Annotated in this window: 21 protein-coding genes; 11 read left to right on the top strand and 10 right to left on the bottom strand. The window is 35.2% G+C overall.

From position 1 onward, the window contains the following. The coding region (locus KA878_RS02815; protein ID WP_210142060.1) for a KxYKxGKxW signal peptide domain-containing protein at positions 1-2,514 on the bottom strand (2,514 nt) is incomplete at its 3' end. 739 nt (positions 2,515-3,253) lie between these two features. After that, positions 3,254-3,736: a GNAT family N-acetyltransferase gene (locus KA878_RS02820; RefSeq protein ID WP_193839940.1), complete on the bottom strand. Its 483-nt coding sequence runs from the start codon at positions 3,734-3,736 to the stop codon at positions 3,254-3,256. A 215-nt stretch (positions 3,737-3,951) separates the two neighbouring features. Between KA878_RS02820 and KA878_RS02825 the strand changes: the two genes are divergently transcribed. Continuing rightward, positions 3,952-4,896 (top strand): hypothetical protein, encoded by a 945-nt coding sequence (locus KA878_RS02825; RefSeq protein ID WP_193838818.1) that lies wholly within the window; start codon positions 3,952-3,954, stop codon positions 4,894-4,896. Between the two features lie 126 nt (positions 4,897-5,022). On the opposite strand, the gene KA878_RS02830 is transcribed toward KA878_RS02825, so the two are convergent. After that, the gene (locus KA878_RS02830; RefSeq protein WP_193838817.1) at positions 5,023-5,403 is read right to left on the bottom strand and encodes a hypothetical protein; all 381 of its coding nucleotides are present in this window, start codon (positions 5,401-5,403) and stop codon (positions 5,023-5,025) included. A gap of 233 nt (positions 5,404-5,636) precedes the next feature. Between KA878_RS02830 and KA878_RS02835 the strand changes: the two genes are divergently transcribed. After that, the gene (locus tag KA878_RS02835; RefSeq protein WP_053030010.1) at positions 5,637-6,011 is read left to right on the top strand and encodes a transcriptional regulator, SarA/Rot family; all 375 of its coding nucleotides are present in this window, start codon (positions 5,637-5,639) and stop codon (positions 6,009-6,011) included. A gap of 80 nt (positions 6,012-6,091) precedes the next feature. On the opposite strand, the gene KA878_RS02840 is transcribed toward KA878_RS02835, so the two are convergent. The 5 genes from KA878_RS02840 to KA878_RS02860 all read right to left on the bottom strand — a co-directional run bounded on the left by KA878_RS02840 (position 6,092) and on the right by KA878_RS02860 (position 10,587). Continuing rightward, complete coding sequence (locus KA878_RS02840; RefSeq protein WP_193838816.1) at positions 6,092-6,742, bottom strand: SDR family oxidoreductase; 651 nt, start codon at positions 6,740-6,742, stop codon at positions 6,092-6,094. Positions 6,743-6,901: 159 nt separating this feature from the next. Further along, the gene (phnE, locus tag KA878_RS02845; RefSeq protein ID WP_193838815.1) at positions 6,902-7,729 is read right to left on the bottom strand and encodes a phosphonate ABC transporter, permease protein PhnE; all 828 of its coding nucleotides are present in this window, start codon (positions 7,727-7,729) and stop codon (positions 6,902-6,904) included. Next, on the bottom strand, positions 7,726-8,526 hold the full coding sequence (gene phnE / locus KA878_RS02850; RefSeq protein ID WP_228480656.1) for a phosphonate ABC transporter, permease protein PhnE: 801 nt from the start codon (positions 8,524-8,526) through the stop codon (positions 7,726-7,728). The genes phnE (KA878_RS02845) and phnE (KA878_RS02850) overlap by 4 nt, the downstream gene beginning before the upstream one ends. A gap of 1 nt (position 8,527) precedes the next feature. Next, positions 8,528-9,301 carry a phosphonate ABC transporter ATP-binding protein gene (phnC, locus tag KA878_RS02855; protein WP_053030014.1) on the bottom strand — a complete coding sequence of 258 codons (774 nt, stop codon included), beginning with the start codon at positions 9,299-9,301 and terminating at the stop codon, positions 8,528-8,530. 326 nt (positions 9,302-9,627) lie between these two features. Then, entirely contained in the window at positions 9,628-10,587 is a 960-nt protein-coding gene (locus KA878_RS02860) for a phosphate/phosphite/phosphonate ABC transporter substrate-binding protein (RefSeq protein WP_193838814.1), read from the bottom strand. 293 nt (positions 10,588-10,880) lie between these two features. Between KA878_RS02860 and KA878_RS02865 the strand changes: the two genes are divergently transcribed. Further along, positions 10,881-12,422 carry a bifunctional metallophosphatase/5'-nucleotidase gene (locus tag KA878_RS02865; RefSeq protein ID WP_193838813.1) on the top strand — a complete coding sequence of 514 codons (1,542 nt, stop codon included), beginning with the start codon at positions 10,881-10,883 and terminating at the stop codon, positions 12,420-12,422. Positions 12,423-12,496: 74 nt separating this feature from the next. Beyond that, positions 12,497-13,060, top strand: coding sequence for a hypothetical protein (locus KA878_RS02870; protein ID WP_053030017.1), 564 nt, complete (start codon positions 12,497-12,499; stop codon positions 13,058-13,060). Positions 13,061-13,130: 70 nt separating this feature from the next. Here the strand turns inward: KA878_RS02870 and KA878_RS02875 are convergent, their stop codons facing one another. Together KA878_RS02875 and KA878_RS02880 are read right to left on the bottom strand one after the other, a co-directional pair. Beyond that, entirely contained in the window at positions 13,131-14,300 is a 1,170-nt protein-coding gene (locus KA878_RS02875) for an MFS transporter (protein WP_193838812.1), read from the bottom strand. A 360-nt stretch (positions 14,301-14,660) separates the two neighbouring features. Beyond that, on the bottom strand, positions 14,661-15,581 hold the full coding sequence (locus tag KA878_RS02880; protein ID WP_193838811.1) for a DMT family transporter: 921 nt from the start codon (positions 15,579-15,581) through the stop codon (positions 14,661-14,663). Between the two features lie 155 nt (positions 15,582-15,736). Here KA878_RS02880 and KA878_RS02885 point away from each other — a divergent pair, with 155 nt between their 5' ends. From KA878_RS02885 to KA878_RS02915, 7 genes are all read left to right on the top strand, one after another. Then, on the top strand, positions 15,737-16,219 hold the full coding sequence (locus KA878_RS02885; RefSeq protein ID WP_193838810.1) for an RrF2 family transcriptional regulator: 483 nt from the start codon (positions 15,737-15,739) through the stop codon (positions 16,217-16,219). Positions 16,220-16,362: 143 nt separating this feature from the next. Continuing rightward, a complete protein-coding gene (locus tag KA878_RS02890) occupies positions 16,363-16,566 on the top strand; it encodes a helix-turn-helix transcriptional regulator (protein WP_053030021.1) in 204 nt (67 codons plus the stop codon). Next, entirely contained in the window at positions 16,563-17,279 is a 717-nt protein-coding gene (locus KA878_RS02895; RefSeq protein ID WP_193838809.1) for a DUF3169 family protein, read from the top strand. The genes KA878_RS02890 and KA878_RS02895 overlap by 4 nt, the downstream gene beginning before the upstream one ends. A 91-nt stretch (positions 17,280-17,370) precedes the next feature. Beyond that, on the top strand, positions 17,371-18,216 hold the full coding sequence (locus KA878_RS02900) for an ABC transporter ATP-binding protein (RefSeq protein WP_193838808.1): 846 nt from the start codon (positions 17,371-17,373) through the stop codon (positions 18,214-18,216). Then, positions 18,216-18,851 carry an ABC-2 transporter permease gene (locus tag KA878_RS02905; protein WP_193838807.1) on the top strand — a complete coding sequence of 212 codons (636 nt, stop codon included), beginning with the start codon at positions 18,216-18,218 and terminating at the stop codon, positions 18,849-18,851. Before KA878_RS02900 ends, KA878_RS02905 begins: the two co-directional genes overlap by 1 nt. Positions 18,852-19,018: 167 nt before the next feature. Then, positions 19,019-19,804 (top strand): arylamine N-acetyltransferase family protein, encoded by a 786-nt coding sequence (locus tag KA878_RS02910; RefSeq protein WP_193838806.1) that lies wholly within the window; start codon positions 19,019-19,021, stop codon positions 19,802-19,804. Positions 19,805-19,834: 30 nt separating this feature from the next. Beyond that, the gene (locus KA878_RS02915; protein ID WP_193838805.1) at positions 19,835-22,093 is read left to right on the top strand and encodes an ATP-binding cassette domain-containing protein; all 2,259 of its coding nucleotides are present in this window, start codon (positions 19,835-19,837) and stop codon (positions 22,091-22,093) included. Positions 22,094-22,125 lie beyond the last annotated feature (32 nt).

A 22,125-nucleotide genomic window follows, 5' to 3' on the forward strand; every position in this document is an offset into this window, starting at 1 on the left:
TGATGCACTTAATGATGTACTTGCACTTGTTGAGTCGCTCACACTCGTTGATGTTGATGCACTATCTGACGTGCTTTCGCTTAATGAGTCTGAAAGACTCTCGCTTTCTGATCCACTTAATGACGTGCTATCACTTGTTGAGTCACTCACGCTTGTTGATGCTGATGCACTTAATGATGTACTCTCACTTGTTGAGTCACTTACGCTTGTTGATGCTGACTCACTGTCTGACGTACTTGCACTTGTTGAGTCACTCACACTCGTTGATGCTGATGCGCTATCTGATGTGCTTGCACTTGTTGAGTCACTCTCACTTGTTGATGTTGACGCACTATCTGATGTACTTGTGCTCGTTGAGTCACTTACGCTTGTTGATGTTGATTCACTATCTGATGTGCTTGTGCTTGTTGAATCGCTCACACTTGTTGATGCTGACTCACTATCTGATGTACTTGTGCTCGTTGAGTCACTCTCACTTGTTGATGCTGACTCACTGTCTGACGTACTTGCACTTGTTGAGTCACTTACGCTTGTTGATGTTGATTCACTATCTGATGTGCTTGTGCTTGTTGAATCGCTCACACTTGTTGATGTTGATGCACTATCTGATGTGCTTGCGCTTAATGAGTCTGAAAGACTCACGCTTGCTGATCCACTTAATGACGTGCTCTCACTTGTTGAGTCACTCACACTCGTTGATGTTGACTCACTTAACGATGTACTTGCACTTGTTGAGTCGCTTGCACTCGTTGATGCTGATGCACTCAATGATGTACTTGCACTTGTTGAGTCACTTACACTCGTTGATGTTGATGCACTCAATGACGTACTCGCTTTTGTCGAATCACTTAATGATGTACTCGTACTTCTTGAGTCACTTTCACTTTTGGCTACACTTTCACTTCTTGATGCATTTTCGCTATTAACTTTGCTTGTACTTGTGCTTTTTGAATCACTTTCACTTTTGGCTACACTTTCACTTCTTGATTGGCTCTGACTTTTTATTACACTATTAGATAAACTGGTTGATTGACTGGTTGATGTACTCGGCTCTACATTATTAATTGTAGCGTTATCAAAGTAGTTCACATATGATGAATCTAATGCATAGCTAGCTGAAGGGGATATTTTAAATGATAAATCTCCGCTAGGATTATTTATATTCACCGTAAATTCCGCAGTAACGCCGTAGCCTTGAGACACATAATATTTACTTAACGTTGCTCCGGTCCAAGTATACCCGTCCCCTTTAGTCACAACTGTCGGAGTAGTTGTTTTAACATTTGTTATAAAATTATAGTTTGGATCAGTGTATCCTTGCTTTACTTTAGTTATTGCACTATAACCACTACCTAAAGTAATCATTGGCTGATTAGGATTAGTTACATTGGTATCTGTTGTCACTCCTGGCTTTTCAATAGTAGCAGTAGTATTCGGATTGTCATAGGTGATTGTATATCTAAAAGTTACTGTTCCATCACCATTATTCGTTACTGTTACCCTATAGTAAATCGGATAGTTTGTACCATTACTAAATTTTGAAGATCCAACTCCTGTATATGTGTTAGTTTGACTAGTCGCTGCTGTTGTTGCTGCAAGTGTATTTACTGCCAATCTACTAAACGTTCTTAACTTAGTTGGACTTGTGGATGAACTTGTTGAATTAGTAGTAAATAAGGCAGATCCTAAATCTTCGTTTTTATTGCTTTCTGTAGTGTGCGTTGAAGATGTCACACTTTTTGGGGCATTATTTGACGTTAGTGATGCTTCAGTACGCGTACTTCCTTTTGAGTTATTCTCATTTGAGTTACTTAATGATTCTTTATTGCTACTTGAAGAAATTTTATTACTTTTTTCTGATGTGCTGTTAGTAGAAGTGTCTTTTTCTAAAGAATTCGTACTGCTCTTTTTTTCTTCAGACGTACTTGTCTCTTTACTTTTATCACTATTCGATGCATTTCCAGAATTCTTTTCAATTTGTTTTTCCGAAGAAGCAGCTTCTGACTTAGGTGCTTCTTGTTCCGAAGTAGACGTTGTACTCGTGGATGAATTAGCGTTAGATGCCGCTTTATTAGAAGTCGTTTCTACTGAATTCTTATCGCTTGTACTTTCTACAGTGCTTTTACTTGTTGTTTCAGTAGACTCGGAAGTTTCTGATTTAGTAATCGCAGTTGATTGTTGATTTGCTACTGTTGCACTCGTGGATGAAATTTCTGAAGTCATAGGTGTCTCAGAAGCAGCATATGCCTGATGGTCATTAAGCATCGTAAAGGTAAAGGCACCGCCTACTAAGCCAGTTGCTCTCATGGCTTGTTTTTTTAATCGCTCATTATGATTTGTTTCTAAATTGCTAATTTCTTCTACATCTTTATTTAAGAATGGTAAACCCAACATTTTAAGTAGTTGAATTTCCTTAATACCCGCTTTAACCCATTGTTTTCCAGATTTATATAGTTTCACCCTTGCTTTTGCTTCACCAAAGGATCGTTTAAAATTTCTCTCTTTTTTCGACATAATACTCTCCTCTATTTTCCAATTACTTCCCCATCTACTAATTGACCACAATTAATTTGAATTTATGCTATTATATTACCCTTCACATGCAAATTGCAACAAAATTAGAATTCATTTATATAAGGTTTTTCTATATTATATTGTGTAAAATTCAAAAGTATGCATGATTTATTCATTATTTTTATTTTCATTATTTTTGTTTCAATCAAATTATTACTTGGTTAGTAAGTTTCTTTAAGATGAATCAGTTGTAATGCTTATTTATATATACTGGATTGAGATGATAATATTCATTTATTTGTATTTAAATTCATTTATTTAATCGGTATAACAATATTGTAAGCATGACAGATCTATCGCTTTATTATTTCTTTAGTAATTAGAGCTATTTTTAAATTAAAAATAGGAAAAAACACATTCTTCAGAACGAGTTTCTTCCTATTAAAATAGAGTTTTTGAATTTTTTAAGTTTTGGTAATTATTATATTTCAAACAATACATAGTTGATTTGAAATTACTTTTTCGATGGTGTCCTTCATACAGTTGGTCAATTCAATAACAGTGTTTGTTAATTTTTAACGAGATCGCCTAGAGATGTTATGATAGACAAAATCATTAAAAAAATGGGCATACACAAATTGATTTCTAATGTGTGAAGCCCATGAAACGTATTATTTACTGAAGTACTACAAACCATATATATCTTCATATACTACTATATTCATTCTAAGACATCTAATTATACTTCTTTAACCATGTTATACCACTTTATACCCGCGTGTTGTGACGTTGACGCTCCTTCATTAATATAGCCGTAATGTTCATAAAAAGGCACTAATGTTTCGCGACAAGTTAGTGTTACGGCATGTCTTGAATGTTGTCTAGCCAAATCCTCAAATGCTTTTAATAATTGCCCGGCAATGCCTTGTCCTTGGCTACTTTTACTAACAACTAATCCAAGTATACTAAGATAGCCACCATATTCAGGATTGCGCTCACTCGTTTCAAATAAGTCATCAGTTATATAACGTTGCGTAATCACAGGCCCATTAATATAGCCAAGAATTTGGCCCGCATTTTCAGCTATGATGAATGTATCAGGTATTTTACCGATTCTCTCTTTTAATGCTTCTGGTGTAGCTGCTTCATCAGATGTAAAACCTTCATTTTCTAATTCAATTAGTGAAGACAAATCCGCTTCGGTTACTGCACGTAATTGCATCATACATCCTCTCCTATTTTCAAAAGTCGTATATATCGTAGCACAATAATGTGATAAATGTGTATATGACAAAACTGTCATTCAGTTGATAGAAGATATTAAGGTTGAATTTAAATTATTGTGTTAAGTTATAAATATACATATTTATGATATTTTTAATTATTAAATAATCATCTTTATGTATGAAGAATGCTATTTACTAGGGAGTGGATGAATTGATTAAAAGACGTTTTAAATATGCTTTCGGAACAACATTAGTAACATCATCACTATTACTTATGTCACATGGCCATGCTTTTGCAGCAACAAACAACATTGACCAAGCGTTCAATCACGATAATAATGGTCAACCTATAACATCTCAAGGTAGTAACAACAGTGTAGATCCTGGGTTTAACCATGATGTTGATGACAACAATGATACAGATCCTGGTTTCAACCATGATGTAACTAGTAACAATGACACTACGAACAATCAAGATAACAACAACGTAGATCCTGGGTTTAACCACGATGTTGATGACAACAATGATATTGATCCTGGGTTTAACCATGATGTAACTAGCAACAATGACACTACGAAACATCAAGCTGAAGATAATGACATGGGCTTTAATGGTTATGCAGAACAACACGGGTTAGTTAATCAAACATCTAAGACGAACGCACAACAAGATCCAGATAAACATCAAGCTGAAGATAATGACATGGGCTTCAATGGTTATGCAGAGCAACACGGGTTAGTTAATCAAACATCTAAGACAAACGCACAACAAGATCCAGATAAACATCAAGCTGAGGATAACGATATGGGATTCAATGGTTATGCAGAACAACACGGGTTAGTTAATCAATCATCTAAGACGAACGCACAACAAGATCCAGATAAACATCAAGCTGAAGATAATGACATGGGCTTCAATGGTTACGCAGAAAAGCATCATTTAGTTAAACAACAAGCGCAGTCACCACAATCACAAATGAATACACAACTTAGTAAACAAGCAACGCATTCTCAACAAGAAGCGAGTCAATCTTCATTACATCACGAATTACCTATGACGGGCGAACGCACTTCAACAACACCATTTGTTTACAGTATTTTAGCTTTTATATTAGGTGTAGGTGTAATTAGCCTTAGACGTCAACTTATGAAATAAACAATAACTATATTTTTCTAATTATCTGTTACTTTTATTACTAAAGCATTTCTTTTATGCATATGATAAGTAAAGAAGCTATCGCAATAGGTGGTCTCACCTAGCGATAGCTTCTTTTTTATAATTCTAAACTAATAAGAGTTTAATGCCTCTAACGATATTTTGAATGAATAAATAAACACCGACTAAACCTAGTATAACGGCAATTACCCATGAACCAAATACAACCCAACTATCCATATTTGTTGAAGCGTTGCCCATAAAGCTAGCAGATATCATCAATGCGAATGGCGCTAATGCAAAGCAAATCCAAGTTAAAATATGGTTAAACAACGCTTTACGTGCGTGGGTTGATACTGGTTGGTCAGCGATGATCCACATTACAATTGGTAATAGTACTGGTGCAAAAAATACGCTTAAATAACTAATAGACGATGCAATATTTTCATTTCTGCTACCGTAATCGTCGTCATGTCTGTAGTTATATTTGTCTTTTACATCTTCCATAATCACTCACCTCAATTATATGTAAACATATTTAACTTAAGATTTTTAGGGAGAAAGCCCAAAATTACAACTCTGTAAGTTTCGGGAGCGTTCAACTCATTTGTCTATCTAACGCTATTATGATTAACGCTACCAATGTTAAATTAATTATTTAGTTTATTATGTCGCTAGCTTATTTTAATTATTGTTATAATATTAAAAAACAGACTAAGAAATAAATGTGAGGCATAACTATGGCAAATGAATTAGTAAATGAATGGCTAGAATTTACATCCATATACAATAACGTTTCAAAGCAGTTAGAACACGATTTAATGTCTCACCATCATCTTGCATTAAAAGAATTCTATGTCTTAATGTATTTAGATTGTGCAGAACATCATCAATTACCGTTGAAAGTGTTACAAACGAAAGTTGGTTTGAGTCAAAGTGCAATGTCTAGATTAGCAACAAGAATGGAATCAAAAGATTGTGGTGTGATACGACGACAAGGTTGTAGTGAGGATAAACGTGATGTTTACGCTGCTATGACAGATAAAGGACGTCATTTCTATAACGAAGTTAAAGTCACTTTTGAAAATACCTTACGTGATGTGTTCAAATCATAACACGAAACCCATGGTAGCGAGATAACACTCATATCGCGTGCATTATCTCCCCCATGGGTTTCTCTATATTATAAACTATCTTATTTTAATTGTTCTAATACTTCTCTAATAGTAGTATCACCTGATTGAATATAGACCACTTGTTTATCTAATTGCGTTATATCTAATGCGTTGATTAATGTTGTTGCAACATCATCTCGTGGAATTGTGTAACCATTTGGGTCTCCTTCAATTGAGAAAGAAGCATCGATTTTGCCAGTACCTTCATCATTTTGTAATGGTCCTGGACGTACGATGGTATAATTCAAGTCTGATTGTTCAATATAGTAATCAGACATATGTTTGGCAACAGCGTATGGTCTCATCACATCAGACTCGTTATCTGGGTCTGGACTATCTGTTGCACTTAATTGTACTAATTTTTTTACGCCATTTTTGCTTGCTGCATCGACCACTTTTTTAGAACCCCAAAGGTCCACAAGAAGTGTCTTATCTGAGCCAGTACTACCACCAGATCCAGCTGCAAAGATAACAGCATCAACGTCATCAAAGGCATTAGAGATGTCACCTTCTAAGTCAGCAACTACGACTTTGTCTGCGCCTACACTTTCTAATTCAGATACTTGTTCGTCTTTACGTACCAAAGCTACGGATTTATGTTCAGTGTCTTTCAACTGTGCTACTACTTTACGTCCTACAGCACCGTTTGCACCTACAACTAATACATTCATTCTATATCTCCTTTCATTTTGAAAATGCACACCCATATTCATGCATGTGCATGCATTTTATTAACTACTATATGTATTATCGACTCTCTATATTTTAAACATCTCTATATAAAAAGAGTCGAATAAATACGTTTTAATATTTACTCGACCCTATTCAATCTATACTATTCGCTTACGTATTGCGCCTGAAATCAAATCGACAATAGCTACCATAATCACTAAACCGATTAAAATAATTCCTACTCGATCCCAAGAACGTGTTTGAAGGGCGAAAATGAGTGGTGTACCGATACCGCCAGCACCAATCAAACCTAAAATGGATGCAGAACGTAAATTCAATTCAAAGCGATATAATACGAGTGATAAAAATGATGGTAATATTTGTGGTATGATTGCAAAAATAAGTGTCTTAGTCTTATTCGCACCACTCGCTTTCAGTGCTTCTACTGAAGTAAAATCTAATCTTTCAATATCTTCGACGAATAATTTTCCGAGCATCCCTACTGAATGAATACCTAAAGCTAATACACCTGAAAATGAGCCTGGACCAACTGCTTTAATGAAAATGAGCGCCATAACGATTTCTGGAAATACACGAATCACACTTAATATCAATTTAGTCATGCCTGTTACCGGGCGAACTTTGATGAAATTTCGTGCACCTAGAAAAGCAAATGGAATACATATGACCGCAGCAATAAATGTACCTATCACCGCAATTGCAAATGTTTCAAGTAATCCACGTAATAAATCCTCACCCGCAGGAATATACACATAATCCCAATCTGGATGGAATAAGCCGTTAAAGATAGATTTTAAAATTTCGATAGATTTTGATTTTAATTCTAAGGCGGGCATCCCTACAAAGCCCCACGCTATAATTCCTAAAACAACAATAGCTATAATCCAATTTTTAATTAATTTTTGTTTTTGTTGTTTTGATTTAACAGGATACTTTTGTTCTAGCTTGTTTGTACTCTGTGTCATGCGAGTTGTTCCCTCACTTTCGAACTTGCATAGTCAATAATTACAACAATAACAAGTGTAAACAGGATAATCATCGCAGTTTTAGGATATTGGAATAAGCCTAGTGTTGAATCGTAAAACAATCCGATACCACCAGCACCCACAAGGCCAAGTACAGCTGAAGCGCGAATATTAATTTCAAATGCGAATAACACATATGAGAAGAAAGTTGACATAATTTGTGGCACAACGCCAAAGACAATCCACTTTATTTTATTTGCGCCGACTGCCGTCATAGCTTCCATCGGTCCTGGATCGATGGTTTCTAGTGATTCATATAGTAATTTGGCAATTACACAGATTGTTAAGATAAATAGCGCTAATACACCTGGGATTTGACCAATACCGAAGACAGCTACAAAGATAGCAGCTAATAATAAATCAGGTATCGTACGCACAATATTTAGAATAAAACGTGCGGGAATCGAAACCCATTTTGTTTTAATGATATTGCTTGCACAAATTAGCGCAATTGGTATAGACACAATCGCACCTAAAAATGTCCCAACAATAGCCATTCGAATGGTGTCTAACATCGGTTTCAATATTGTATGTATATATGCCCAGTCTGGTGGCACCATTTGTCCAAAGAATGAACCAATTTGAGGTAACCCTACCATTAAATCGGCAAAGCTAAAGCCCGTGTATAAGAAACTCCATACAACTAAAGCAACAACGATAAGCACTGTAAAACTTGTTTTAAGTGACATTTTTTTATTTAAATATTGATCATATTTATGCGTAGTAGGCGTTGTCATTTTAATCCACCCCTAGCTTCTCGTCATCTTTAAGCTTACGGCCATAAATATCATTAAAGACTGCTTCTGTTGCTTCTTCAACAGGTCCATCATATACAAGTTCTCCTGCACGTAGACCTATGATACGCGTACCATATTCAAGCGCTAAATCTACAAAGTGTAAGTTAATTAGAATTGTAATACCTAATTCTTCATTAATTTTCTTTAAATCATCCATAACTTGCTTTGTTGTAAGAGGATCCAATGACGCAACAGGTTCATCCGCTAAGATAATTGCAGGTTCTTGTGCTAATGCACGTGCAATTGAAATACGTTGTTGCTGACCACCAGACAATTCATCAGAACGCTGATCATATTTATCTAGAATATTCACGCGCTCTAGCGCATCCATTGCCTTCACTTTATCTTCTTTTGGGAAAAGACCTAACACCATCTTCCAAGTTGGATGATAACCAACACGGCCACTTAACACATTACGCAATACAGATGATCGTTTCACAAGATTAAAGTGTTGGAAAATCATGCCAATATTACGACGCATCATTAATAGCGATTTACCTTTCGCTTTAGTAATCGATTTACCTTCAATAAGAATATCTCCGGATGTAATATCATGCAGTCGATTGACGGATCTTAATAGCGTTGATTTACCTGCACCCGATAAGCCAACAATAACTGCAAAATCTCCCTTTTCAATATTCAAATTGATATCTTTTAATCCTACATGACCATTGGGATATACTTTATTGACATCTTTAAATTCAATTTGACTCATTTAAATAGCACCCTTTATTTTTTACAAAGAACTTCGTGAGACAGAATTCTTCAAGAATTCGTCATCGACTCCCAGCTTGCTTTGCTTGTAAAATCACTTTCGCGATTTTTTATACTGGGGCTCGTCCGCAAGAATGATTAGAACTGAGAAATGCTTGATATAAGCGATATCTCAGTTCAGTCAGCTACTGTGAATTTATTGCGTAGCTTCAAAAATATTATTTTTGACCTTGCACTTCTTTGTCCCTTGTTTATCTACAATGTTTATTAGACTAAATTTAAATACTTTTTAATCGTATTATAGCTTCTTTTAATATTATTCTACGCTTATTTCATATCTTGAACTTGTTTTTCATATTTTCTTACAATATCAAAGTCTGAATCTTTCGCGTCTGTATATCCTTCGTGAGAATATACTTCACTGATAATTTTGTGACCTTCTTTTGTTTTAGAGATATCTTTAAATGCTTTTTTAAGTTTATCTTGGAATTTCTTATCCATATCCGGACGTACTGAAATCGTGTCATTTGGAATAGGTTCTGTTAATTTAATAATCTTAGTATCTTTAAATACATTTGGTTGGTCCTTTTTAACGATGGTACGTGCGTCTTGGAATACTGCTGCCGCATCAACATCACCGTTAAGTAATGAAATGACTGCTTGGTCGTGTCCTTTCACATTAACAATCTTCATATCTTTCGTTGCATCAATACCCGCTTCTTCTTTAAGTGTTGAGATAGGGAATGTGTATCCTGCTGTAGAAGTTACATCTTGTAATGCAATCTTTTTGCCTTTTAAGTCTTTTAGGCTATTGATACCAGAATCTTTTTTAACTAATATTTCTGATTTATAGTCATCTACTAATTTTTTCGAATTAGAACCATCTTCATTAACGCCATAACGTTGTGCTTTTAACAACAAGTCTGCTGCTTTTTGATCATGTGCTAACGTGTACGCTGTTGGTGGAAGGAATCCAACATCCACTTTTTTAGATTTCATCGCTTCAACGATTGTATTATAGTTTGTCGATACAGATACCTTTACTGGAATTCCTAATTCTTTAGATAACAATTTTTCAAGTGGCTTTGCTTTTGCTTCAAGTGTGTCTGCATTTTGTGATGGCACAAATTGTACCGTTAATTCCTTAGGTGTGTAACCATCTTTACTAGAATCTGATCCGCTGTCAGTGCTTTTATTCTTGCTGTCTAATGAGCTATTATTTCCACACGCCGCCGCAAAAATAATAACTGTTAAAGCAAGCACTAAAAGATACTTCATTTGCTTCATAACTGTAATGCCCCCGTTCGATATGTATAAAATCGTGTAATTTGTCAATTTATATGACAATATAAGATTAGCACAATATTACTTGAAATAATATTTAATTATCATGAATTTTATATAAAATTTATTTATATCGTTAAATTATTGTAAATCATTTCTAAATTTTTTCTTTAAAATCTAATTTGCCTGACTTTTTTACTATAATTTCTTTATATAACATTTATTCAAGATGTGTGCTCATGCATATCATATAATGATGACTATTATTTTATTGTTCTAATGAAAGGATGTTACATATGACGCAACTTGGTCTTTATATCGTGAGTGATGTTCACGGCTATATTTTCCCTACTGATTTTTCACATGCAAATCAACAGTTACCTATGGGGTTGTTATATGCGAATCAGTTAATTGAAACATCAAGCAAACATGACGATATTCATTTCAAAATTGATAATGGCGATTTCTTACAAGGCGCACCATTTTGTAATTATTTAGTGTCTAAATTACAGACTAGCGAACCATTAACAACCATATACAATCGTTTAAATTTTGATTTCGGAACAATTGGAAACCATGAATTTAATTACGGCCTGACATACCTTAACGACACACTCCAAACCCTTAACTATCCAGTGTTATGCGCGAATATTTTAGATTCACAACATCAACCTTTTACAGGTGAAGGTGTGCATTATTTTGAAAAGGGAGACCTCATCGTGGGCGTGATCGGTCTAACTACACAATATATTCCGAACTGGGAACAACCACATCATATCGAAGGCTTAACATTTAAAAGTGCGGTTGAAACACTCGCACAAGTATTACCGAATGTCCGTAATAAAGCTGACATCGTTGTCGTGTCATATCATGGTGGATTCGAGTGTGATGTAGATACAGATGTGCCGACTGAAGATTTAACTGGAGAAAATGAAGCGTCTGAAATTCTACGTCGTTTCCATAAAAGTATCGATGTCTTAATTACAGGTCATCAACACCGCGATATCGCAACAGTGAAGTATGACACCGCCGTTATACAACCTGGAACACGTGCCACACAAGTCGGTAAAGTAACGCTAACAATTGATGATCGTAACCGCATTAGTCATAAAGAAAGTACATTATTGCCTGTAATGCCTGATAAAGATTTCAGCCTGTTACCCGAAGATGCTAAGCTATTAACACAATTAGAGGACTGGCTAGATACAGAAATTACGACCCTACCAGAACCTATGTTAGTAGAAGACAAGTTTAAGGCTCGAATGAAACCTCATCCACTCATTAATTTAATCAATGTTATGTTACTAGAGAACAGTGGTGCTGATATTGCAAGTACGGCGCTCTTTGACTCAGCAGTCGGATTTAATACACGTATTACAATGCGAGAAATCATCAATAATTATCCATTTCCAAATACGTTTCAAGTTTTGAAACTCACTGGTGCAGGTATTAAAGACGCTTTAGAAAAATCAGCAAGCTATTTCGCACTTAATGACGAAAACGAAATAACCATTAATGATGCTTTTTTATATCCAAAACCACAGCATTTTAACTATGACATGTATGGCGGTATCACTTATACCATTCATGTAGGAGAACCTATTGGTCAACGCGTAACTGATATTAAGGTTGGCAATGAACCACTTATCAGTGATAAAACTTATACCATTTGTGTCAACAACTATCGTGCTGTAGGTGGTGGCAATTACAACATGTTCGCCAACGCACCTGTTGTCAAAGACATTCAAGAAGAAGGCGCGCAACTTTTGATTGATTTCATTACCAATAACGATTTGTCTAACATTCCACAAGTCGTTAATTTTAAAGTTCAGCAATAATTTTTCTTCTCATACCGCCCGGATAATGTACAATATATGTGTAAATATCCACATCAGGAAGGGAGTTCATCTTTATGAGCGAATTTTTAGCAGCGATTGTCGGAGGTATCTTTGCGCTAATTGGGACATTTTGGGGCATTAAATATCAAATCACTAAAGAAAAAGAAGAAAAACGTGAAGATTATAAAAATGACATTTTGAGTATGATCGATTTAACTGCTTACAAAGCTTCTAAAATAAGTAAAATTCATTTAAGCGAAACGAATGCTTTAATCAATAAGCCGCAAACATTAGAGAAGTGTGATGATGTTAAAGAACTTTTTGTAAAATTAGACGATCAAATTCAAGAATTATTGGGTACTATGAGTCACCATGAAGAAGAATCCAATAAACCTATTCGCGATTTATTAAATTGCTATGAATCTTTGGAGAATTATATCTCTAAATTTTCTATAGCTGCAAGAATCTATGACGATAAATACGAAACAACTTCTGACGATAAACGTATTATCATCGTTAGAACGAAAGAGAAATTAGATCGTAATATCCATACATTTATCAATGATTTACGTCAATTTTCTAAACATCATTTCAACCACGAAATGTATGAACCCACATTAAAATTTGAATCGGATTAAACATAATGAAACACCTCTAATATCAGTATAATGACCAACTGAGCTTAGAGGTGTTACTTCGACTAAAGCATTATGTTTCAAATTCGATATGTTTCTTTTCATAGAAATAATTAACTGTATTAATTAAAATACCTAGAATAATAATGCCACCTGACACAAAGGTAATCATTAAATAAGGTAAACCAACTGATAATAAAATAGACCCGATAATTGCGCCTAAGAAGTTCGCAACATTAAAGATAGATGCTGCTAATGTGCTTGCAAGTAGTGGTGCTTCTTTGGCACTTAATATAATCTTACTATTTAATAAGGGTGTCGTACCAAATGTACCAAATCCGAATAAGAAGCAAATTATAATTGCTAAGATCGTATGATGCACGAAAGTGACAAATAATACGATGGTTAAAAATAATAATAAAAACGTATAGAATAAATATTTCGTCAATTTAGGTTCTGGCACATTCCCAGTAATTAAGTTCCCTAACACGCCACCTAAACCAAACATAAATAAACAGATCGTTAGGCCGACGATTTTAAAAGGTGCGAAGTTATGAATCATTGGCTCCATAAAGGTATACGTTGTGAAGACACCTGAATAACCAAAGACGATAATAGACATCACAATTAAAATATGTGGATTTTTGAATACTTTCAATTCATTTTTCACATTAGATTCTGTGCTAAGTGATACATCTGGTACAAATTTCAACATACCTAACATCGTCATCACAGCTAAACCAATCATAACGCCAAAGACGACTCTCCAGTTTGCAAATCCACCTAAGAATGAACCAAATGGTACACCAATCATAACCGCGATGGTTAAGCCAGCTTGCACAAGTGCAATCGCTTGTGGTTGTTTACCACGAGGTGCAACGGCTGCAGCGACACTCATACATACGCCAAAGAAGGGTGCATGCATTGACGCTGACAACAATCGTGATAACAGTAATATTTGAAAGTTAGGTGCCAACATCCCTACCACGTTACTTCCGATAAATATGGCCACTAAAATCGGTAATAATCGTTTGGCACGCACATTCATTGTGAATATACGCATGAATGGCCCAATTAGCGCAACACTTACGGCATATACACTAATTAATAATCCTGCACTTGAAATAGATACTTTCATGTCACTTGCAATTTGAGTTAATAATCCAGTTACAACATACTCTGCCATGCCAACTGTAAATGTACCTAACATGAATATAAAGAACATCATTCTGTTACCTTTCATCTTGCTACCTCCTTTTATATCGCGCTCAAAAATAATACGAGTGCTATCTTACAAAAAAATAGGTACCATGTGAAGAGGTTTATTCAGAGTTTTTGATTTTCTTAAGTCAGTATTCGCAAGTTTTCATATATTTTCATTGTATTAATATTAAGATAATTTTAAGTATGTAGTATTTCGAAAACCTTCCATATATGTAACATTTTCAATCAAAATGTCGCTATGTTAATCTAACTAGCATAGGAGTGATATGATGTCTGAATCTAAAAAAGATAAATCCAAACAACCACTTTGGGAACTCATAATTAATATTATCCTAGAACTATTTAGTGCGATCATTCGATTTTTCAAACATTTATTATCTTAAATTCTTAGGTGATGTGGCGAATAATTAATCGCAATCAATGCGATTACAACACACAATCCGCCTAACATAATGTGTAATGTGAAAGGTTCACCTAACCCTATAATTGAAAAAATGGTTGAAAATAAGGGCACTAAAAATAAAAAACTACTCGAAATAGTGGCACCACGTAAATTCAAACTACTAAACCATAATCCAAATGATCCAATAGACGCTGGAAACACAAGCCACCAAAACCATAACCATCCCCAACCATTCAATTGTTCAATGTGATAACGTTCCCCTAACAATTGGCTAATCAAGAACATGATGATGCCGCCAAATAATAATTGCCATCCCGTTAATACCCATGCACCTTTATCAAACTTAAATTGCTTAGTCACAACAGTATTACATGACCAACATAGTGAACCAAGTAATGCGACACACGCACCCCACCCTAGCAAAGTACGGTCTAACCCTAAACATATCGTAACACCAATCACACCAATCACGAGTGCAACCATTTTAATCATTGTTAACCGCTCTTTCAGTATGAAATGCGCAAGAACAGCTAACCATAATGGATTGGTAAACAGTAAAACAGCTGACATTGAAGAGGATACACCCAATGACATTGCTATATTTAATAATCCCATTGTTCCAGCCGTTTGTAATAAACCGATTGTAGCGACAAATATAAAGCCTTTGTAACTATTATGATCAATTGATGGTAATGTGTTTTTAACGCCCCTTTTCAACAATAAAACTACTAAGATAATCAGTCCGGCTATAGTAAAACGCCATCCCCCGAGTAGCATGGGTGGCACGTGTTCAATTGAGATGAGGTATTTCCCAGTTGGAAAAGAAGAGCCCATACATAGGGTCGTCAAAATGATACATATATAGAAGTATAAATGCGAACGTTGATGTAAATTCATAGATGTCATCTCCTAGTCATTTATTAAAGATAATTAAGATATTCGTTGTCTTTAAATAGTATTATAATGCACCCTTTATATTTTTCAATCATAATATATAAAATTTTTATATTATATTTTATAATGAAAGAAACGTCTATCATTGGAGGACTATTATGAAATTATCTAAAGGATGGGAGCAAGCCGTCTATGTTCTATTAATGTTGAACCTACTACCCAAACATAGCGTGATGACCTCTACCGCGTTAAGTGATCGTTTAAATGTTTCTGATTCTTATTTAAAGAAGATTATTAAAGCTCTTGTTAAAGAAGATCTCGTTAATTCTTCTACAGGCAAAAATGGCGGCTTTTCTTTAAATAAGCCTTTAAATCAAATCACATTTTATGATGTTTTTCTAGCAATAGAAGGTCGAGACGCGATCTTTTCTAGTCAGCAATTATTGAAGCCCTTCTTAGGTGAAAAGGAAGGCCAAAAAGCAGAAATGTGTGTAGTTAGTCATGCATTAAATACAATTGAACATACACTTATCTCCACTTTATCTTCGATTACATTGGATGAAGTCAATCAAACCATCGTCACAAAATATCGCCTTAACGATTTAAATCAATGGGTCCTATCGAATCGTAAATCACGGTAAAACAAGCCTTCTGGATGTCTAACTTCAGACAACCCGAAGGCTACTTTTTAGAATTTTATGACAAAAATATAGGTCTTTTTGACTAATATACTTGTCAAAATGACAAAGATAATGTAACGTTATAGACAAGGAGCTGATGAATATTGCGAAATCGTCTTAAAGAATTGCGTGCTCGCGATGGCTTCAATCAAACACAACTCGCTAAGAAAGCTGGTATCTCACGCCAAACAGTTTCTTTGATTGAACGGAATGATTTTATGCCGTCCATTTTAACAGCCGTTAAAATTGCGCGTATATTCAATGAACCAGTTGAAAATGTCTTTATATTTGAGGAGGGAGATTTATGAAAGTAAGACGTAATCTACTTTTACTTGTACTCGGTGGATTGATTGGTGGTATTGTTGGCGGTTCGATGGGAAGCATTAGTAATTTCTTATCAAATATCAATTTATCGCATACCCATTTCGGGATACTTATTTGTATCATTTCGTCACTACTTATCATCGGTCTTACCGTTTATTTATGGAAAGTTCAAAAAGATGCGATTAAATTTAAAACCTCAAGTCTCAATTCGATTGAAGATGACGAAGCCGATATATACGAGAAAAAAGCTAATTTGAATTCTATTAAATCGAGTATCATCACTTATATCCAATTAATCATAAGTTTTATCGCACTTTTATTAATTGTCTTTGGCCACGGTTCAAATATTGATGTACTTTACGCAACCATCCCGTATTTATTGAGTATCATACCTTTAATGATGACAGGCTTTTTCAATCGTCGTTTCGATTCACGCTATCCTAAAATAGGTGAAAAAAAGGCAACAGAAAAAACGTTAGCACTTATGGATGATGGCGAACGTCATATTACTCTTGTCAGTATGTACAAAAATTATCAAGTTAACCTCGCATTATTAATGATCGCAATTATATTTTTAGGTATCTTCTCTATTGATACTGGTTCAAATCAAACACTTGGTATATTATTCTTAATTATTATTTTCGCATATAACAGTCTAGGTTATATGTTAAAAGTACGTAAATTTTACAAATCCTAGTTATTTATTAATTAATCTATATTATGATAAACGTAACTAATCTTTAATTAAATTAAATCCAAAACCTAATCAACAGAAAGAGAGGATTATTATGGAACATCTACTACAAGTGCAACATCTCAACAAGTCGTATAGGAAATCGCAATTCCATTTGAAAGATATTTCTTTAACACTTCGACCTGGTGAAGTGATTGGTTTAATTGGTAAGAATGGTTCAGGTAAATCAACATTGATTAATACATTAGTTGGTAACCGTTTTAAAGATTCTGGAGAGATTTCATTTTTTGATCAAGTTGTCTCAGATAAGGATTATGCATACAAAGAGCATATTGGCGTTGTATTTGATGACTTACGTGTGCCTGATAAACTCGAAATTAAAGATATGGATAAGGTTTTTGCGAATATTTTCAAAACATGGAACAGTGATCGTTTCTTTGAAGTCATTCAGCGTTTCGAATTACCAACTAACGCGCAAATTAAGACGTTCTCAAGAGGGATGCGTATGAAAGCAGCCTTAGCTATGGCTTTAGCGCATGATACAAAGTTACTCATTCTGGATGAGGCTACTGCGGGTATGGACGTATCAGGACGTGAAGAAGTCATTGAAATGTTGGAAGACTATATTTCAGAAGGCAATGGTATTCTCATTTCATCTCATATTTCTGAAGATATTGAGCATCTCGCTACACAATTAGTGTTTATGCGTGATGGTGAAGTTGTCCTTCAAGAAAATAAGGAAGCATTGTTAAAACAATACGGTATTGTAGAAATTGAGGAACAAAATGATATAGACATTCCACAAGACATCATCATTGCCTCAAGAGTAAGACACGGTAAACGTCAAATCTTAATTAATGATTGGTCACGCGTTACAAATGCGCACTCACTTAACACTATTGATGACGCAACAAAATTAATTATGAGAGGTGATAAATAATGAAAGGTCTTATTTTAAGTAGTTTCTATGCATCTAAAAAGTCACTTATCACATATTTCATTGTAGCCATTGTAGCTAGTGTCTTATTCGCGTTTATAAATCCAGCAATGGCATGTTTCTTACCAATGCTTTTCTTATTGTCACCAGTGACAGATAACTTGAAACGCGAAAAAGATTCTAAATGGATGTACTATATCTCAACATTGCCATCACATCGTAGCGCTTATATTAAAAGCTACTTTGCATTTTACGGCATACTCATCGTCATCGGATTAATTATTGGCTTAATCGCAGTATTGGCAATACACCAAAATTTGATGTTAACACTTATTTCAGGTTTAGTTGGTATAGGTGCTGCAGGCACATACGCTATCATGTTCCCGTTAACCTTTAAATTCGGTCCAGAAAATTCAAATGTCATCATGATTTCAACATCTGTTATCGTTCTTATTTTATTCTTTATTACTTACTTTGGTGTCATTATATCAGCTGTGGTACGTTCAGGATCATTCTCTGATTTAGGAACAAATCCTACAGATTTCCTTTTCATAGGATTATATGCACTACTTGGCATCATTTGCTTGGTGGCTTCTTATTTCCTTTCAATAGCCATTTTCAATAAACAAGAATTATAACCTTTAAGTTATTTACAATTTTAATTTAAACTCAAAGTGGTTCTAAGCACGCTACATTAGTGGCACTCAAGTGTTTAGAACCACTTTCTATTCATTGCTTATATGCGTCATTCAACTTTTTATAGGGTATGGATAACTAAACGCACTTAAAAAGGAGTCCTCATCTAATGAACATTCAAACTATCGAACGCTATTTACACATAGATGCTTCACTTCATCAATCACCTACACTTGAAGCACTCAATTATTATATTAAGCAATACATGCTTACGGTTCCTTTTGAAAATATTAATGTCCAAAATGGCATACCTATCTCCGTAGAAATTGATGATTTATATGATAAATTCATTATTCAACACCGTGGCGGTTTCTGTTACGAAATGAATCATTTCTTTGGGACTTACCTTGAAGCCAAAGGGTTTACCGTATATCGCATGTCTGCGACAGTCGAACAGCCGAATGGCAATCGTAGTCCAGAAGGTTCACATATGTCACTTGTAGTCCCAATTGATGGTGTCAGTTATGTTGCAGACGTAGGTTTTGGAGATTTACCTTTACAAGCTTTACCTATTACCAATACCGACCCTACTCATCCTGTGACAGATATTACAGGCGAATTTCGTGCGATTTCAGAACATGACGGTACCTATTGTATTCAAAAGCTTGAAAATGGTACATGGGTCACGCGTTACGAAGCGCGTTTCCACCCCAAACAAGTCGAAGATTTTGCGGATATGATTCAATATAATTCAGAACACCCAGATTCTATATTTGTGCAACAACTGATCGTTACGCAACCTCAGTCATTTGGTCGTGCTACGATGTCATTACAACATCTCACACTAAGTAAACAAGATCGTAAAGATAAGTACGACGTAACTTCTGACAACTATCGCGCTTTGCTAAAAGAATACTTTAATTTAGATGTCAAAATTAAGCCTTTAGAACCTTAAAATATACATTTCTCATTAAGAGGTGAAATTATGTCTAACATAGAGATTGTTGGTGCTAAACAAAACAACTTAAATAATATAAATGTAACCATTCCAAAGCATAAATTAACAGTATTTACAGGTCGTTCAGGTTCAGGGAAGTCTTCCCTCGTCTTCAATACTGTAGCTGCAGAATCCGAAAGATTGTTAAATGAAACGTATTCAAGTTATGTGCAACATCAACTCACACAATATGAGAAACCTGATGTTGACCAAATTAAACATCTTCCGGTTGCTATGATTATCAATCAAAAACGTCTTGGCGGTAATTCTCGTTCAACTGTAGGTACGATTTCTGATATTTACGCGTCCGTACGTCTTCTATGGTCACGTATTGGCGAACCCTTTGTAGGTTACTCTGATATCTTTTCTTTTAATAATCCTAAAGGAATGTGCGAAACATGTTCGGGCTTAGGCTACGTTGAAGATATAGATTTAAATGAATTGCTTGATTATGATAAATCACTGAATGAAGATGCAATTAAATTCCCTTCATTTAGACCAGACAGTTGGCGTGGTAAACGTTATTTATATACAGGTTTATTTGATAATGATAAGAAACTAAAGGATTACACGAAAGAAGAAATGGATACCTTTCTGTATACTGAACCAACCAAATTAAAGAACCCGCCCTCAAATTGGCCAAGGACTGCGAAATTTGAAGGATTAATCCATCGTTTTCGTCGTTCATTTCTACTCAATGATAATTTTGAAAAGAAACGTTTTAAGGAAGACATCGACCGTGTCGTATCGAAACATGACTGTCCTAATTGCCATGGTCAACGTCTTAATGACTCTGTGCTAAGTTGTAAAATTAATGGTTTAAATATTGCAGAATTCACAAACCTACAAATTGATGAGGCGTTAGCCTTTTTAAGGAAAATAAAATCCGACAAGGCACGTGTGATCATAGAGCCACTCAAAAAACAACTAGAAGCGTTAAGTTATATCGGATTGAACTATTTAACACTTGCACGGGAAACGACTTCCCTATCTGGCGGTGAATCACAACGTATCAAACTCATTCGTCATTTAAATAGTCCTCTAAGCGATCTTGTATACATTATTGACGAACCAAGTGTTGGACTACATCCAGAAGACATTCAACGCATTAATGACATCATTCAATCCTTAAAAGATAAAGGTAATACGGTGCTTGTTGTGGAACATGACCCAGATGTAATTAAGACAGCTGACCACATTATTGATTTAGGTCCTTTAGCCGGTAAAAACGGCGGTGACATTACATTTACTGGCTCGTACAACGCACTACTCGCTTCGGACACGAGTACTGGTCGCGCATTAAATCGTGAACATCAACTCAAAACGACACCACGTACGGCAAAAGACATGCTTCAAATTTCAAATATTAGTCGTAATAACTTACAAAATGTCTCAACTGAACTACCTAAACATGCGATGACTGTCGTTACAGGTGTTGCGGGTTCAGGTAAAAGTTCACTCATTTCTGCAGGATTTGAACGTAACTCAAATGCTATTTTTATTGATCAGAAACCTGTTCATGCATCTAATCGTTCTAATTTACTCACTTATCTAGGTATCTTTGACGATGTGCGCAGTTTCTTCAGCCAACACACTGGTCTTAAAAAAAGTCTGTTTAGCTATAATTCAGAAGGTGCATGTCCAGAATGTCATGGCAAAGGCGTCTTAAAAACTGAACTTGCGTTTATGCCAGACTTTTCACAAATCTGCGAGTTATGTGGTGGAACAAGATATCGTCCAGAAGTGTTAGAAGCTAAAGTAGAAGGTTATTCTATTGCGGATATTTTAGCATTAACTGTGGATGAGGCCATTGATAAATTTAGTGATAGTCCAAGTATCACGCGACCGCTTCAAGCATTAGCGGATACAGGGCTCAATTACATGACTTTAGGACAATCATTAGATACACTTTCAGGTGGTGAAATTCAACGTGTGAAACTGAGTCGTTACCTTACTCAAGACGTGACGAACAAGCTCTTTATCTTTGATGAGCCAACAACTGGATTACATGAAGATGATTTGCCAATCCTTATTGATTGTTTTAATCATCTTATTGACGAAGGTAATACAGTTATCTTGATTGAGCATAATTTAACGATGATGACTCAGGCGGATTGGTTAATTGATATCGGCCCCTATGCCGGAGATAAAGGTGGTCAATTACTTTATGCGGGCGAACCCGATGGTATTTTCAATATCGACAATTCAGTAACCGCTAAACATTTAAAACGATATATAAGTAATTAACATAACAATATAAACACCCCCACAAGCGTAAC

It is taken from the genome of Staphylococcus sp. GDY8P57P (assembly GCF_017892585.1).
Classification (GTDB): Bacteria; Bacillota; Bacilli; order Staphylococcales; family Staphylococcaceae; genus Staphylococcus; species Staphylococcus borealis.

Coding starts and splice junctions, on each gene's coding strand:
- KA878_RS02910 (WP_193838806.1), top strand. CDS start 19,019: ATGAACATTCAAACTATCGAACGCTATTTACACATAGATGCTTCACTT.
- KA878_RS02865 (WP_193838813.1), top strand. CDS start 10,881: ATGACGCAACTTGGTCTTTATATCGTGAGTGATGTTCACGGCTATATT.
- KA878_RS02885 (WP_193838810.1), top strand. CDS start 15,737: ATGAAATTATCTAAAGGATGGGAGCAAGCCGTCTATGTTCTATTAATG.
- KA878_RS02835 (WP_053030010.1), top strand. CDS start 5,637: ATGGCAAATGAATTAGTAAATGAATGGCTAGAATTTACATCCATATAC.
- KA878_RS02870 (WP_053030017.1), top strand. CDS start 12,497: ATGAGCGAATTTTTAGCAGCGATTGTCGGAGGTATCTTTGCGCTAATT.
- KA878_RS02875 (WP_193838812.1), bottom strand. CDS start 14,300: ATGAAAGGTAACAGAATGATGTTCTTTATATTCATGTTAGGTACATTT.
- phnE (WP_228480656.1), bottom strand. CDS start 8,526: ATGACAACGCCTACTACGCATAAATATGATCAATATTTAAATAAAAAA.
- KA878_RS02880 (WP_193838811.1), bottom strand. CDS start 15,581: ATGAATTTACATCAACGTTCGCATTTATACTTCTATATATGTATCATT.
- phnE (WP_193838815.1), bottom strand. CDS start 7,729: ATGACACAGAGTACAAACAAGCTAGAACAAAAGTATCCTGTTAAATCA.
- KA878_RS02895 (WP_193838809.1), top strand. CDS start 16,563: ATGAAAGTAAGACGTAATCTACTTTTACTTGTACTCGGTGGATTGATT.
- KA878_RS02915 (WP_193838805.1), top strand. CDS start 19,835: ATGTCTAACATAGAGATTGTTGGTGCTAAACAAAACAACTTAAATAAT.
- KA878_RS02820 (WP_193839940.1), bottom strand. CDS start 3,736: ATGCAATTACGTGCAGTAACCGAAGCGGATTTGTCTTCACTAATTGAA.
- phnC (WP_053030014.1), bottom strand. CDS start 9,301: ATGAGTCAAATTGAATTTAAAGATGTCAATAAAGTATATCCCAATGGT.
- KA878_RS02905 (WP_193838807.1), top strand. CDS start 18,216: ATGAAAGGTCTTATTTTAAGTAGTTTCTATGCATCTAAAAAGTCACTT.
- KA878_RS02830 (WP_193838817.1), bottom strand. CDS start 5,403: ATGGAAGATGTAAAAGACAAATATAACTACAGACATGACGACGATTAC.
- KA878_RS02860 (WP_193838814.1), bottom strand. CDS start 10,587: ATGAAGCAAATGAAGTATCTTTTAGTGCTTGCTTTAACAGTTATTATT.
- KA878_RS02900 (WP_193838808.1), top strand. CDS start 17,371: ATGGAACATCTACTACAAGTGCAACATCTCAACAAGTCGTATAGGAAA.
- KA878_RS02840 (WP_193838816.1), bottom strand. CDS start 6,742: ATGAATGTATTAGTTGTAGGTGCAAACGGTGCTGTAGGACGTAAAGTA.